The organism is Xenorhabdus yunnanensis, from assembly GCF_028598805.1.
Classification (GTDB): domain Bacteria; phylum Pseudomonadota; class Gammaproteobacteria; order Enterobacterales; family Enterobacteriaceae; genus Xenorhabdus; species Xenorhabdus yunnanensis.
Genome location: NZ_JAQRFI010000070.1, coordinates 1 through 12,733, shown reverse-complemented (window position 1 = coordinate 12,733; position 12,733 = coordinate 1). Strand labels below are relative to the sequence as shown.

Sequence of the window (12,733 nt, the reverse complement as noted above, 5' to 3'; positions counted from 1 at the left end):
CTTAAACCGGATTCGCGGGACAGAGCAGCTACGGTTGTGCCTTGTTTGTGAAGGGCGGCAACGATATCGGCGGGATGCCAGTCTTGTGTATTCATACCTGCTTCACCTCATTGTTGTTATTGGTGGCGATTCAAGCAGGGTTTCCAATACCGGTAGCTACCTTCCGGCGAGGCCGAAGCCTCCCCCGCCTGAACCGCCATTGAACGGGCGAGCGCAGGCACACTGGCAGAAACTTCCTACCAGTGGGTAGCTATTTTCAGGGTTGGAAATCCCCGGCTATCGGATTTTGCCAATAGCGTTATCAGGTTAACGGGTTGGATAAAATATTTCAATAAGATAATCATATAGATGAAACTTAGTTATTCTCGTAAAAGATTGATGAAAATGGAACATGCAAAACCAGTATTCTTTGGGCGGTTCCGGCTAACAATCCTCGGATCTGCCATTTCTCGCGCCTTAATTTAATGAATTAAATTTTATGGCGTATAATCGGCACAGGTAAGTCTTCTCGCATAATCAACAGAAAACATGCCCATATGGGCTATCCTGCTACATTCCCCACGCACTTACGGAGATTTGAAGCATGACCATGAGCAACACAACCCACTATGAAAACGCCAACTTCCTGCGTGAACTGGCAGAAAATCTGCCCCAGCTCATGCCCGGCACCGACGCAGCCCGCAATGCAGGACTTCTGCAACGGTTAGCTAACGAGGAACTGGCACAGGCCGAGTACGAAGAACGGGTAAGAGCCAAAGTTGCGATCGCCCGTGCCGACAGTCGTCCAGGCATGACCACTGGACAGCTTCGCCAGCAGTTGCAAAGCCGTTATCAGGAGTAATGATCTCATCGTCGGCATACTGGCCGAAAATGACCAGATCAGGGTGATTGCACAGGGATTTGCCGTCGTCATTCACTTCTGGCCGGCGCCGTGCTAGGCGGCATTCTCACACTCATGGTTTCCGCGCCGTCGTTCAGCACAGCGCAGGATGCAGATCACGAGAACCAGCGCAGGTACTACCGGCAACAGGCCGAAGCCGCAGAGCGTCGTGCTGAACGCGCCGAGAAAGTCGCGCACCAACGGTTGCAGACACAACTCCAGGCCGCAGAAACCCGGGAAAGAGAAGCCGCCTGTGCTTTAGACCGTGCCCGGCAGCGTGAACAAGACGTAGCGGCCAAAGTCAGGAACCTCATGGCAGAAACCGAACGACAGCGAGCCGCCGCTGCACATGAAATTGAACAGAGCCGCATCAAAGCGCAGGATGCGGAACGGCGGCGCCGGAATGCAACAGCTACAGCAGAAAGACTGCGCCGAAAACAGGATCAAGAATTCATTAAAAGTTAACCTTATCCAAAAATGTTTTGTTGGATTGCCGGCATATTGGCAGTGCTAAAAAACAATCCTTATCATTTTATTAATCTGATTTGTAACAATGATAATACATCTAATTTAAATATCTTAGTATTAAATAAAAATATAAAATAACCCATATACACGAAGAATATTATTTTCTCCGTATATATTTATTAAAAAATGTAGTGAATATATTAATTCATAATTAAGGAAATAAAATGGCAAAAAAAGATATTGATATTGATAAATTATTATCAATAGACGTTTGTCCACTGTGTGGGAAAAAAGATTGCGAGTATAATAAAAAAGAAAACGCATTGGTGATAAATGCAACAAAACAAATAATAAAAACATATGTTACAAAAGGTAAGAAACAAGCGGCAATTAGGTATGCGGGCTCTCTCGGAATGTTGGCAAAGCAGAGTTCTGATTATTTAAGAAATATCCACAAAGCTACCGAAACAGATAACAGCATGAGCACGATTAGTTTGTTTAATCACTATGTCAAAAATACGGGAGAGCCACTGACCACTCATCAGGTTGGAATACATGATAGGATTCGCAGTCTAATGCAAAAACCAAGCGCTTTTAAAAGACCTAGTGGTAGTATTCAGTCGCGTTTTATTTCGCAAATCCAAAATGGCGAACGAATTAATTTTCGAAATGCGTATGATTTTGGTATTGAATCCCGAAATGTGAACGACGCGTTATGGTCTGTTGGAGGGGCGGTAGTTAGCGGAAATTTAGACAATGTACGAATTGAACCTCGTGGAAATAATTATAATATTTCCGGAGAAATTAATTATCATCTGTATGATAAATATTCAGATACTGTTGATATTTTTAACTGGTTTGAAGCACCTATTGATCCATTTAAACCGTTTGAAATCACTGGAGAATGGAAAGAACCAGTGAATTTTGATATCGATAAACATACGTATGAAACCAAAGTAAAACCAATGCTTGATCAACAGAAAAAGTAACTGACTTTTAAGTGGGACCATGATCCCACTACATGTTATAGTATCTTATTAAGATTTTCTTTTATTTCGGAAATAAAATTATCTTTTTTTGAACAATCATTATGAAATTTTATTTCTCTCATATAATCATTTTCCCAATCATTTGCATAAGAAAACATAAAGCAGTCATGTTCTACTACATCTTTTTTCTCATTCTTCCATTTAATGTTAATTTCATAAATATTTAGTGGTATTTTCCTATCATCAAAATAATATATTCCATTCCATACTGAATTTACATAAATATCAGTTGATTCAAATCCTGCGTTTTTTCTGACCTCCCTTATTGATGATAAAAAATCAGAATCACTGCTATGATTAGATGCAAAAACGGCTGTGAGATACAGTTTGGTATCATTTTCGTAATTGTCGCCAAACATACCACTGAACGATTTAATAGCAAAAAAACCAGAAGCAACGAGAACCATGCCGCAACAAATGACCTTTAAAAATTTTTTTTTCATTAAAATAAAAACACTAAGAGATGATAAAAAAGTAACTCCAAAAATAAAAAATGCAATTACCTGCATGGGGAAATAAGACATTTTAACGTATCCATTTTTTTAAAAAACCTCCTGTAATATTACCTGTAACGACTCGAAATAGAAAACAACCGGATTTGTATTTATCCTGTTTTTCGGCTCACGCTAATTGCAAATGAAATCTGCTTCCTTCGGCAACAGGCCGAAGCCGCAGAGCGTCGTGCTGAACGCGCCGAGAAAGTCGCGCACCAACGGTTACAGACACAACTACAATCCGCAAAAACCCGGGAAAGAGAAGCCGCCTGCGCTTTAGACCGTGCCCGGCAGCGTGAACAAGACGTAGCGGCCAAAGTCAGGAACCTCATGGCAGCGAGCCGCCGCTGCACATGAAGTTGAACAGAGCCGAATCAAAGCGCAGGATGCAGAACGGCGACGCCGGAATGCAACTGCAACAGCAGAGAGACTGCGCCGGAAACAGGATCAGGAAAATAAAAACAGGGATCTTCAGGAATTCATTAAAAGCTGACCTTATCCAAAAATGTTTTGTTGGATTGCCGGCATATTGGCAGTGCTACAAAACACATCTGGTCCCGTATTTGACCCTAAAATTTTTTAAATTTATTCCCAACTTAGCGGTCGCCCTGACTGACCAGCGTATCCCAGTCTGGGGCATTTCTGGGTTTTCGTTTTGTTATGCGTCCCTTCATATCAAAATAGCGGCTTGGCCAGATTTGGGCGGAGTGCATATTCAAACGGCGGGCGATGATCCATTCGCCTTTGAGCCATACCCGTTTCAGGACATTTGCCAGCGTGGAAGAACTTAAACCGGATTCGCGGGACAGAGCAGCTACGGTTGTGCCTTGTTTGTGAAGGGCGGCAACGATATCGGCGGGATGCCAGTCTTGTGTATTCATACCTGCTTCACCTCATTGTTGTTATTGGTGGCGATTCAAGCAGGGTTAGCAATACCGGTAGTTACCATCCGGCGAGGCCGAAGCCTCCCCCGCCTGAACCGCCATTGAATAGGCGAACGCAGGCACACTGGCAGAAACTTCCTACCAGTGGGTAACTATTTTCAGGGTTGCTAATCCCCGGCTATCGGATTTTGCCAATAGCATTATCAGATTAACGGGTTAGATAAAAGTTTTCAATAAGATAATCAAATAGATGTAAGTAGTGATTCAAGTAATAACGTGATGAGAAAGGGAAAAGACAACACCGTGGTAAAATGGGTGTATCCGGCTTTTTTAAGTGGCTTCACTCGGTACGGTTTTGTCGAAAAGCAGACTAGACAAGGGTTGCAGCTGTTTTTTTAACGGCGTCACTTGGTAAAACACAAGTGACGCCACCTCCCTGCTTGAATGAATAACAACCGTTTTAATTGGGTCACAAATCAGCTTGCAGTATGCTTGATGTATTAACAGTTAATACAGGTATTTGTACAAACTCACCGTTTAGCCCGACTATCACACCTATTCAGGTAACTGCGTTCTTCCGAAACCAGTTACCACAGTTCATTGTCCGTTTTTTGTATGTACAAACACTAAATCTAATTCTCCTGCAAGTCAAAGAGTTCCCCTCACATTCATTTACAAGATCAAAATCCATTTAAATCCTAATTTGGGTTATTCCATTTTGGGATTCAATATTACCTGTATGAAAAAAGACTATCGCTATCAAAATCTTCAAAACCTATTGATTTCCAAAAGGAAAGAAAAAGGTTTGACACAAAACGAACTAGCTCGTTTTTTAGGAAAACAACAATCTTTTGTATCCAAATATGAAACAGGAGAGCGACGAATAGATGTAATAGAGCTAAGTGACATATGTGAAAGGTTAAATATTGACCTATTGACTTTATTAAAGGAAATAAAGAAATAATGGAGAAAAAAACCATTTTAGACCGTCTAGAAATAACCGAAGATGAATTGACAGATATAGTTGATAGAAACCCTTCTCTCAGAGGAATGATCTTAGGATACGTTGCTGAAGAAAAATTCCATGAATTATTTTTAGAAGATGATCGTGTTAGTGAAGTGTCTAAAGATGACGACCATGATAGAAATAAAAAAGGTGATAGGAACTTTTTGTATAAAGGGAAAAAATTCACTGTTGAAGTAAAAAGCTTGCAAACTGCCATGTGCAAAAAGAATGAGGATGGTAGTTATTCCGGAAAAGCTCAAGTTGATGGTAGTGATAGACGGATAGTAAAATTCCCTGATGGAAGCGAATTAAATACAACTCTTCTTTTAAAAGGTGAGTTTGATTTATTAGCAGTAAACTGCTTCGCTTTTGATGGTAGCTGGAAATTTGCCTTTGCGAAAAACTCAGAATTACCAACATCAAGATACAAGAAATACACTGAAGAACAAAGGAAGCAATTAATTGCATCTCTTGTACCAGTAACTTGGCCTCCAGAACCTCCATTCTATGAAGATCCTTTTCCTCTTCTTGAGGATTTAATATCAAATAAAATAAATGAATCATCAATGATAGAAGAGGAAGATAATAAAGGTATAGATACAATAAAAATCAAACCATAGAATTTTTTCTTTTTCTTCTTTTCTCTGAAAGCTTAATAAACACAAGGAAGTAACTATGATTCTTCCTTGCATGAACTTGTTTTTTCACTCTAGAAACACCAGCTTTATTACTACGGATAACTACAAATAAATCCTTTGTGTAAAATCCAAGTGACTCACAATAATTAATAATTTCAACATGAGTAAGCCATTGCTTATTCGCTGATACTTCATCTTGGCATTTGACAATAAAAACACCATTATCTTTTAGAACACGAAAGGCTTCATTACTTGCTTTATAATAAAGATCAGTTACTGCTGCATGCCATTTAGGAGCTCCCTTTTCACTTTTTTCATCTCCATTTGAATAATATTTTCTAAAAGATGAATGGGAACCATCACCAGCTTTATGCGATGTATTATTTCTGAGTAATCCTTCCATGTAAGGAGGATCTAAAACTAAAGCATCTAAACTAGCTGATTCATAATGTAAATCTCTACAATCTACTCCATCAGAAAGATCAGTAGCTAATAGTTTATACCTACTTAAATCTACTTTTTTCCAAAAAACCCCACCACCAAAAGTAACATCAGCAATAACAGAGCCATCAGGAACGTGAAGATCTAAAATATGAGGGAATATATCCATATTTCCACTCATATGAGCAGACATAATTACATCGCTTGTAGCAACTCCTCCTTGCACTCTCTTTTTTACTTCTTTTCTATCACCTGGCTTAATTTTTTCATCTAACAACAAAGACATAATAAAACCTATTTTGGAATATTTCAAAGGAGATAATGCCGAACAAATGTTTAATAATCAAGGCGTATAAGAGCCTTATTTTAAACGGCGAGTTTAGCTATAAAAACAGTCTGTTAGACACCACCAGAACGCCTGAGAACGATTTTAAGTACTAAACACCCCCCTAGACGTCCAAATCCATCCTGAAAGTTTACAATAATTTTTAGGGCTTTTGAGTGTGTTTTTAACATCTATTTTTCTCCAATTTTCAACAAGTTTATGGATTGAAGCAGTGTTATCCTTAGAACCCATACATGAAACCATTACTCCATTTCTGCTCTTATCACTAGAGTTGCTGAATCAACCTTTCTGGTACCTGTTCAGCCGTCCGGTTAAAGTCGTTAACTGCAAGCTTATTTCCCTGTGTTGGGGTTGTAAGTCTGAATCCCATATAAGAAATCATTGATAAAAACGTCTCAGAACGATTCTGAGCGTTTTTTTACTCTTGATGATGGAACTTATGTTGATGTCTAAAAAATGGCTCAGAGAGGTTTTTAAATGGGTTTATGACTGTTAAGACATGGATGGTTACTCTTCGGATTAATTGGATCATCATGGATCAAACAGCTGCGTCTGCCCCCTCCGCCGTGCAAAACCGTGAGCGAAGCGAACCTATCGGTATGAAACGAGATGTAGCAAAAGGTGTGTAGAGTCGGAGACAACGGATCTGGCTTTGTCAAATGTTTGGATATTCCAGCTTAAATGGAATCTTATTTTTTCTTGTTATCCACAGAGCATCCCCCTTATTTAACCTTATTTCTTTTAAATTATAAACCTTATAGGGTATGCATCTTTTTGATTTTTTTAATGAATTACGGCAAAGCGCATAGAAAATTACGGCAAAGCGCATAGAAAATTACGGTACTTTCACCTTAAAGCGCATAGAAAATTACGGTAAAGCGCATAGAAAATTACGGTGATATCCACATAATAAGGTATAGAAAAAAAAATCTCTATGCAAATAGAAATAGTATAGATTATTATTATATCTATACATAACATGGATTAAATTATGATGAGCCAAGTTGCTATAAAATCGAACAGTTTAATTGAAGCTAGTTACAAATTGACTTTGCAAGAACAACGTTTTTTACTCACTTGCATCTGCAAATTAAAAGCTTTTGATGTTCCGGCTGAAAATCAAAAAACAATGACCATTACAGCATCTGAGTTCTTTTGTAATTTTCCCGAAATGGGTAGAGAAAACGCAGAAAGAGAATTAAATAAAGCTATAGATAGGCTTTGGGATAGAACTATTTTCATCAAAGATGAGAATATGAAACGAGAAGTTAGATGGTTACAAGAAAGAGCTACGTACCTCTCAGGAGAAGGAAAAATTGAAATCACTTTTTCTGACTCCGTTCTACCCTACTTAACGATGTTACAAGGGTCTTTTACTAAGATACTATTGAAAAATGTATCATCATTGACAAGTGCATACAGCATTAGGTTATACGAATTACTTATACAGCGATTTGACTTCCAAAATAGATACATGCCACTTGATGAATTTAGGATTATCTTAGGTATAGGGGATAAATATCCTCAGTTTAGAGCACTTAATCAATGGGTAATAAAACCCGCTGTTGATGAATTAAATGAAAAAACAAACTTAGATGTAAAAGTGGATACAGTAAAACAAGGTAGAAAAGTAGTCGGGCTACATTTTCATTTTAAAGAAGACAATCAAATAAAAATGGCGATTTAAATCTCCATTTTTATTACAAACTCACCAATTCAGATAACAAAAATCATTTTAAGTATCTATTTTTTACTTTGAATTACTACTGTTACTTTAACTTGTATGTTATTTTACCTTTCCAAGATTAAAAAAACTAGGATGGTAATTTTATGTCATACATGATTTATTTAACTTTAAATGGTAAAAAACAAGGCCTCATATCGGCTGGGTGTTCAACCCCCGATTCAATAGGAAACAGGTATCAAAACGGACACGAAGATCAAATACAGATACTCAGTTTAGATCATTCAATATCCCGTCAACAGAATGTAAGCCATCACCCCATACAATTTATCAAACCCATAGATAAATCATCACCATTATTAGCTATGGCAATAGATTCCAACGAATCGCTAGATGGTAAATTTATTTTTTTCAGAACTGGTAAAATAGGGCATTTAGAGCTTTTTTATGAAGTAAAAATTACGGAAGCCACAATTTCTGAAGTTTCTTGTACTTATCCGAACTCTATAAATGATTTTGATGCCATGCCATATGAAAGAATTATACTAAACTATAAATCAATTTCATGGAATCATGTAACAGCAGGTACATCTGCCTATAGTATATGGGAAGACAGAGTGTACTAAATAAAAACTAAGCATATTTTTAATATATGCTTAGTGGCATAAACTTATATTTCTAACATATTCATTTGGTGCAATTAAAGATTTTTTACTACATGTTACATACCCAGAGTTTTTTAATTTATTATCAACATATAAAGACACAGGAACACTAAGAATTAAAGCCCCGAAAAACACCCAAACAAAAAAATTAACAACACGACCTTTATATGGTCTAGGGGTATCTGAAAAACAAGCAGACATAATAGAAAATAACAAATGAAAACTTATCGGAAATCCAAATGAAATAAAAAATACTCGCCAAGAAAAATACACTCTTTCATTTAAATTAACTAGTGAAATTAAATCACTCCATGAAAAAAAAACCACTATAGATATAATAACAATAACTAATAACAAAATTATTATATAAAACACCCTACTCCAAAAAGGGAGAATAACTGGTTTTTGATATTGATTTCTAGCTTTATTTGACATACGGAATTCCTTTCACAATTATCATGAAAAACACCTCGTATTACACTTAGTTCCACGGCCAAATAGCTGGCATACTTAGCGCCATACTTTGACGATTAATTTCATAATAATCCCCTGGTATTTTTTCATCCGCTTCTCTAATAGCATTTATTACTTTGTCTGATATTCCTAGCTCATTATCAAGATAATATAAAGCGACTGCTATCCCAACACCAATAAAAAACAATCCAGCAGAAACACCAATTATACTCACACCTGCTGCTAAAAAATAACTAGACGCTACTTTACCAACGGCGGCAGTTAATAATGTGGTAATCAATAATTTTGCGGCATCAACTGTTACATTTCCCAAAAACTCAGCCAGAGCATATTCATCTTTTGTCATAAACTCAATAGCTCTATAAGCAAGAGAAAAATATATACAAAACTTAGCCCCTGAAACTATGCCATTTGCTATACTTTTTGAACCAATACCTATTTTTAATATTTTTTGATTATCAAGACGATAATTTGTGCCTGTGATAAATTTTCTAACACTTTGCTTACCAGTTATTTTAATGTGCGTAGCTCCTCCTCTACCTTTATATTCTTTAGCTTCAACACCTAGACTTCTGAACTCATTAATTATTTTCATAACACCAACAAGTTCCATCATATTTCCGGCAAACGAAGATGCTGGATCGGTGCAAGCAAATATTTTATCTTTCCATGCCTTATGTGTACCATCTTTACATAAAGCAGATTTTAAAAAACCAAGAGCCTCTTCTAGAGTTATTAGTGCATAATGCTCTTCATTCTCTTTATCACTTAATTTTCTTTCAAGTTCAGCATATTGTTTTTTTCTATACTCTTTCATATGAGTAAGAGGTTTTAGTTTTCCATTATCAAGTACTACCTGCCCATCCATAAATGCTCTTTCAAATTCACTTCTACTCATTTGACACCCCATAAAATCACATAACATGATAATTTATTGATATTTTGTCTAATATCTTATCGGACTCGGCTATTTTTTCTTTATATTTTCTGAATTATTGGGAAGCAGATCAAGTTTATCTGTCGGGGTATGACACTGCGTTTTAAGTTCCTCGACCAGCCGATAAATACTGGCTATGGCGTTGAAGTTTCTGTCCACATCTTTACTGAAGAAAAAGTTAGCACTGACACCTGTAACAATCCCTATCGACAACATTGCACCGCCAATCATCCACCAAAAGTAGCGTTGAAGCCAGTTATAACGCCATTGAAGATCTGTCTTTGCGACATTGATAGTTTTCTCAATGTCCTTGCTATGATTAGTCAACTGGTTAACCTGTTCGGCTATCACCTCCATCTGCGCATCCGTTCTCTGCCGGACAGCCCCAGCAATATCGGTTTTTTGGATAGAGGCCAGAATATTCTGCTCTATTTCAGCGGGGACGGTGCTGGCCAGTTTCCTGAACTGGGCGGCGCTCGCATCCATCGAATCGGCAGTTCGGGACTTAATCGCTTTCAACTCTTCCAGAACCTGGCTCATATGCGCTTTTTGTTCCTCGATATGATCCAGTTCAGCCAGCTGTTGTCTGAGTTCATTTATCGTCAGACTGATGGCGCTTTCAAATCTCATGATGATATCAGCAACAGTGCCTTGATTTTCACCTGCCGCAGTCAGTAAGCCAGTCACAACCTCTTGCTGTTGTTCCAGTACGTAGAGATAACCGGAAATCTTTTCAAACTCTGTTAATTCTTTTTTCATATCTGCCTCTGTGGTTACCAACTAAAACCCCGTTCTGGGGAATGGCGCTGACGTTTTTGTGATTTCTTTTCCTGTTCGGCTCTGAGTTTTTCCTGCCGTTCGTGTTCGGTACGCAGTCTTTCCTGTAATTTTGCCTGTTCTTCTTGTCGTTGCTGAGCCTCAAGCAATTGTTGTTTTCTCTGCTCTTTCTCCAGCTTATCCGACTGATAGTTTTGCTTAAATTGCTGCATTCCGTTAAAAATCTCATATTCACACTGGAAATAAACCCTGTCGCGGGTAATTTCAGGCGAATACTCTATTTTGTCTTGTTTTTCCATCAACTGAACAATTTGCTGACTGTTTATCTGCTCACGGCGGATATGACGGTATTCCATGATGGCATTACGCTCTGTCGGCCTTCGCCATGCACTGGGCAACATTTTTTTCTCCGGTACAAGGTCTAAACCCTGTTTAACATAGCTGCGCATATCGATACGCTCAGGGCACTGAGCCAGCGCCAGATGATGATTACAGGCTTTTTCCCAGCGTTCGCGCAAGGCAACCAGCTGTTCCTTCCTTGTTTTGGGATCTAAGCCGGTATTCGCTTTCTGGCTGCCGCCTTTCTCCGGTGCTTTACGGTTAAACCGCTTAAAATACTGCTCTGGATCGCGGGCAATCCCGTCATCAGTCCGCTCTGAAAACATCAGGTGACAGTGGGGCTGTTCGCCGCCGTCAGCGGCAGTCGGCACATGAATAGCCCATTGATAAGCGTGCCGTTCGCCCAGCTCATGCTTAACCCAATCACGGATAAGCCCTTCCCGTTGTGCCGGACTTAGCTCACGGGGTAATGCAATTTCCATCTCCCGATAAGCCGTCCCGTTCTGACGTTCGAAGGCATCCGCCGCCAACCAGAACTGCTGTGGGTGGTCTTTTGCCCATGCAGGCATATTGCCGTGATCCGTAGACTCCAGTCGCTCCCCTTTTTCAAGCCGATCCTGATATTTCCCCTCACGGGCAATATAGGCCGCATGTTGCGCGCCTTTTCCTTTCCTGCCGACTTTCACACTTAATCGGGCTATCGCCATATCTGCCTACCTCGCGGTGTTCAATTCGGAGCAAAGCTCCGACGCGCTGTTTCTCATGGAATGAGAAACATCTAAACGCACCTTACCCATAATTTAAACATTGGTGAGCCGATTTGTATTATGTTAATTTTGCAATAGGCGAACAAGTGTTTAAGTTATGGGTAAGGAAACGGCGCTGAATATTGGCATCGTACTGCGAGGTAATAATGGGCACGAATGATGAATGGTTGCAGGCACGGGTGAGTTACATCGAGGGACTAAAATCGCCCACCGAACAACAGCGATGGCTGGTGAAGCTCGCCGGTATCGAAGACCGTACAAAGGACGAAGAACGCAAGCTGATAGTCCTGAAACGGGCAGAAAAAGCCGCAGAGCGGGCGATGAAAGCCAAAGGCGCCGCAGCAAGGGTAATCAACGCAGAACGGCTGGCAGCACGTAAGGCACGCAATCATGAGATGTTTAAAATCGCAGGATTGGTCAGCCTTGCCGGACTCGTTGACAAGAAAACCGGAAAGCTGACCCTTGATGCCGGAACGTTTGTCGGGGCGCTGGTTAAGCTAACCCACTGCCCGCAGGAAAAATTGCAGGCGTTAAAAAGCCTCGGTGACCGGCTGCTTGCTGAAAGTGAAACCAAAATACCTTAGAAGCCGTTATCATCTTTGTTGACCAGCTCATTCCAGGCGGGGGTGTTTCTGGGTTTTCGTTCTGTCATCTGTCCTCGCTCAAAATACCGGCTAGGCCAGATTTGAGCGGGGTGTATATTCAAACGACGGGCAATGATCCATTCGCCTTTAGGCCATGCCCGTTTCAGGACATTTGCCAGTGTGGAAGAGCTTAAACCGGATTCGCGGGACAGAGCAGCTACGGTTGTGCCTTGTTTGTGAAGGGCGGCAACGATATCGGCGGGATGCCAGTCTTGTGTATTCATACCTGCTTCACCTCAT

The 12,733-nt window shown here is 39.7% G+C and carries 18 protein-coding genes; 8 read left to right on the top strand and 10 right to left on the bottom strand.

Annotated elements, in window-relative coordinates; genetic code table 11:
• A partial coding sequence (locus tag PSI23_RS18895) for a helix-turn-helix domain-containing protein (RefSeq protein ID WP_273556528.1) occupies positions 1 to 95 on the bottom strand: 95 nt, incomplete at its 3' end.
• Between the two features lie 494 nt (positions 96 to 589).
• On the opposite strand from PSI23_RS18895, the gene PSI23_RS18890 reads away from it, so the two are divergent.
• From PSI23_RS18890 to PSI23_RS18880, 3 genes are all read left to right on the top strand, one after another.
• Positions 590 to 841: a plasmid stabilization protein gene (locus PSI23_RS18890; protein WP_273556527.1), complete on the top strand. Its 252-nt coding sequence runs from the start codon at positions 590 to 592 to the stop codon at positions 839 to 841.
• Between the two features lie 114 nt (positions 842 to 955).
• A complete protein-coding gene (locus PSI23_RS18885; RefSeq protein ID WP_273556526.1) occupies positions 956 to 1,345 on the top strand; it encodes a hypothetical protein in 390 nt (129 codons plus the stop codon).
• A 227-nt stretch (positions 1,346 to 1,572) separates the two neighbouring features.
• The gene (locus PSI23_RS18880) at positions 1,573 to 2,337 is read left to right on the top strand and encodes a hypothetical protein (RefSeq protein WP_273556525.1); all 765 of its coding nucleotides are present in this window, start codon (positions 1,573 to 1,575) and stop codon (positions 2,335 to 2,337) included.
• A gap of 35 nt (positions 2,338 to 2,372) precedes the next feature.
• Here PSI23_RS18880 and PSI23_RS18875 read toward each other — a convergent pair whose 3' ends face one another.
• From PSI23_RS18875 to PSI23_RS18865, 3 genes are all read right to left on the bottom strand, one after another.
• A complete protein-coding gene (locus tag PSI23_RS18875) occupies positions 2,373 to 2,921 on the bottom strand; it encodes a hypothetical protein (protein WP_273556524.1) in 549 nt (182 codons plus the stop codon).
• An 80-nt stretch (positions 2,922 to 3,001) separates the two neighbouring features.
• Positions 3,002 to 3,223 (bottom strand): hypothetical protein, encoded by a 222-nt coding sequence (locus PSI23_RS18870; protein WP_273556523.1) that lies wholly within the window; start codon positions 3,221 to 3,223, stop codon positions 3,002 to 3,004.
• Positions 3,224 to 3,487: 264 nt separating this feature from the next.
• A complete protein-coding gene (locus PSI23_RS18865) occupies positions 3,488 to 3,772 on the bottom strand; it encodes a helix-turn-helix domain-containing protein (protein ID WP_273556522.1) in 285 nt (94 codons plus the stop codon).
• A 742-nt stretch (positions 3,773 to 4,514) separates the two neighbouring features.
• On the opposite strand from PSI23_RS18865, the gene PSI23_RS18860 reads away from it, so the two are divergent.
• On the top strand, positions 4,515 to 4,739 hold the full coding sequence (locus tag PSI23_RS18860; protein ID WP_273556521.1) for a helix-turn-helix domain-containing protein: 225 nt from the start codon (positions 4,515 to 4,517) through the stop codon (positions 4,737 to 4,739).
• A complete protein-coding gene (locus PSI23_RS18855) occupies positions 4,739 to 5,401 on the top strand; it encodes a hypothetical protein (RefSeq protein ID WP_273556520.1) in 663 nt (220 codons plus the stop codon). Before PSI23_RS18860 ends, PSI23_RS18855 begins: the two co-directional genes overlap by 1 nt.
• On the opposite strand, the gene PSI23_RS18850 is transcribed toward PSI23_RS18855, so the two are convergent.
• Positions 5,391 to 6,146 (bottom strand): DNA methyltransferase, encoded by a 756-nt coding sequence (locus tag PSI23_RS18850; protein ID WP_273556519.1) that lies wholly within the window; start codon positions 6,144 to 6,146, stop codon positions 5,391 to 5,393. The two genes, PSI23_RS18855 and PSI23_RS18850, sit on opposite strands and share 11 nt — an antisense overlap.
• 1,051 nt (positions 6,147 to 7,197) lie before the next feature.
• On the opposite strand from PSI23_RS18850, the gene PSI23_RS18845 reads away from it, so the two are divergent.
• Entirely contained in the window at positions 7,198 to 7,893 is a 696-nt protein-coding gene (locus tag PSI23_RS18845; RefSeq protein WP_273556518.1) for a replication initiation protein, read from the top strand.
• A gap of 143 nt (positions 7,894 to 8,036) precedes the next feature.
• Positions 8,037 to 8,516, top strand: coding sequence for an Hcp family type VI secretion system effector (locus tag PSI23_RS18840; protein ID WP_273556517.1), 480 nt, complete (start codon positions 8,037 to 8,039; stop codon positions 8,514 to 8,516).
• Positions 8,517 to 8,546: 30 nt separating this feature from the next.
• Here PSI23_RS18840 and PSI23_RS18835 read toward each other — a convergent pair whose 3' ends face one another.
• The 4 genes from PSI23_RS18835 to PSI23_RS18820 form a co-directional block, all read right to left on the bottom strand.
• Positions 8,547 to 8,990 (bottom strand): DUF1240 domain-containing protein, encoded by a 444-nt coding sequence (locus PSI23_RS18835; RefSeq protein ID WP_273556516.1) that lies wholly within the window; start codon positions 8,988 to 8,990, stop codon positions 8,547 to 8,549.
• A 46-nt stretch (positions 8,991 to 9,036) separates the two neighbouring features.
• On the bottom strand, positions 9,037 to 9,927 hold the full coding sequence (locus tag PSI23_RS18830) for a hypothetical protein (RefSeq protein ID WP_273556515.1): 891 nt from the start codon (positions 9,925 to 9,927) through the stop codon (positions 9,037 to 9,039).
• Between the two features lie 69 nt (positions 9,928 to 9,996).
• Positions 9,997 to 10,725, bottom strand: coding sequence for an SH3 domain-containing protein (locus PSI23_RS18825; protein WP_273556514.1), 729 nt, complete (start codon positions 10,723 to 10,725; stop codon positions 9,997 to 9,999).
• 14 nt (positions 10,726 to 10,739) lie between these two features.
• Positions 10,740 to 11,789: a MobA/MobL family protein gene (locus tag PSI23_RS18820; protein ID WP_273556513.1), complete on the bottom strand. Its 1,050-nt coding sequence runs from the start codon at positions 11,787 to 11,789 to the stop codon at positions 10,740 to 10,742.
• 206 nt (positions 11,790 to 11,995) lie between these two features.
• Between PSI23_RS18820 and PSI23_RS18815 the strand changes: the two genes are divergently transcribed.
• Positions 11,996 to 12,433, top strand: a complete 438-nt coding sequence (locus PSI23_RS18815) for a conjugal transfer protein TraD (protein WP_273556512.1) — start codon at positions 11,996 to 11,998, stop codon at positions 12,431 to 12,433.
• Here the strand turns inward: PSI23_RS18815 and PSI23_RS18810 are convergent.
• The gene (locus PSI23_RS18810; RefSeq protein WP_273556511.1) at positions 12,430 to 12,717 is read right to left on the bottom strand and encodes a helix-turn-helix domain-containing protein; all 288 of its coding nucleotides are present in this window, start codon (positions 12,715 to 12,717) and stop codon (positions 12,430 to 12,432) included. The two genes, PSI23_RS18815 and PSI23_RS18810, sit on opposite strands and share 4 nt — an antisense overlap.
• Positions 12,718 to 12,733: the final 16 nt, after the last annotated feature.

Bases quoted from the DNA above. Each gene is read 5' to 3' on its own strand.
- PSI23_RS18875 (WP_273556524.1), bottom strand. From the start codon at position 2,921: ATGTCTTATTTCCCCATGCAGGTAATTGCATTTTTTATTTTTGGAGTT.
- PSI23_RS18825 (WP_273556514.1), bottom strand. From the start codon at position 10,725: ATGAAAAAAGAATTAACAGAGTTTGAAAAGATTTCCGGTTATCTCTAC.
- PSI23_RS18870 (WP_273556523.1), bottom strand. From the start codon at position 3,223: ATGAGGTTCCTGACTTTGGCCGCTACGTCTTGTTCACGCTGCCGGGCA.
- PSI23_RS18830 (WP_273556515.1), bottom strand. From the start codon at position 9,927: ATGAGTAGAAGTGAATTTGAAAGAGCATTTATGGATGGGCAGGTAGTA.
- PSI23_RS18815 (WP_273556512.1), top strand. From the start codon at position 11,996: ATGGGCACGAATGATGAATGGTTGCAGGCACGGGTGAGTTACATCGAG.
- PSI23_RS18855 (WP_273556520.1), top strand. From the start codon at position 4,739: ATGGAGAAAAAAACCATTTTAGACCGTCTAGAAATAACCGAAGATGAA.
- PSI23_RS18810 (WP_273556511.1), bottom strand. From the start codon at position 12,717: ATGAATACACAAGACTGGCATCCCGCCGATATCGTTGCCGCCCTTCAC.
- PSI23_RS18885 (WP_273556526.1), top strand. From the start codon at position 956: ATGGTTTCCGCGCCGTCGTTCAGCACAGCGCAGGATGCAGATCACGAG.
- PSI23_RS18840 (WP_273556517.1), top strand. From the start codon at position 8,037: ATGTCATACATGATTTATTTAACTTTAAATGGTAAAAAACAAGGCCTC.
- PSI23_RS18850 (WP_273556519.1), bottom strand. From the start codon at position 6,146: ATGTCTTTGTTGTTAGATGAAAAAATTAAGCCAGGTGATAGAAAAGAA.
- PSI23_RS18890 (WP_273556527.1), top strand. From the start codon at position 590: ATGAGCAACACAACCCACTATGAAAACGCCAACTTCCTGCGTGAACTG.
- PSI23_RS18835 (WP_273556516.1), bottom strand. From the start codon at position 8,990: ATGTCAAATAAAGCTAGAAATCAATATCAAAAACCAGTTATTCTCCCT.
- PSI23_RS18880 (WP_273556525.1), top strand. From the start codon at position 1,573: ATGGCAAAAAAAGATATTGATATTGATAAATTATTATCAATAGACGTT.
- PSI23_RS18820 (WP_273556513.1), bottom strand. From the start codon at position 11,789: ATGGCGATAGCCCGATTAAGTGTGAAAGTCGGCAGGAAAGGAAAAGGC.
- PSI23_RS18860 (WP_273556521.1), top strand. From the start codon at position 4,515: ATGAAAAAAGACTATCGCTATCAAAATCTTCAAAACCTATTGATTTCC.
- PSI23_RS18865 (WP_273556522.1), bottom strand. From the start codon at position 3,772: ATGAATACACAAGACTGGCATCCCGCCGATATCGTTGCCGCCCTTCAC.
- PSI23_RS18845 (WP_273556518.1), top strand. From the start codon at position 7,198: ATGATGAGCCAAGTTGCTATAAAATCGAACAGTTTAATTGAAGCTAGT.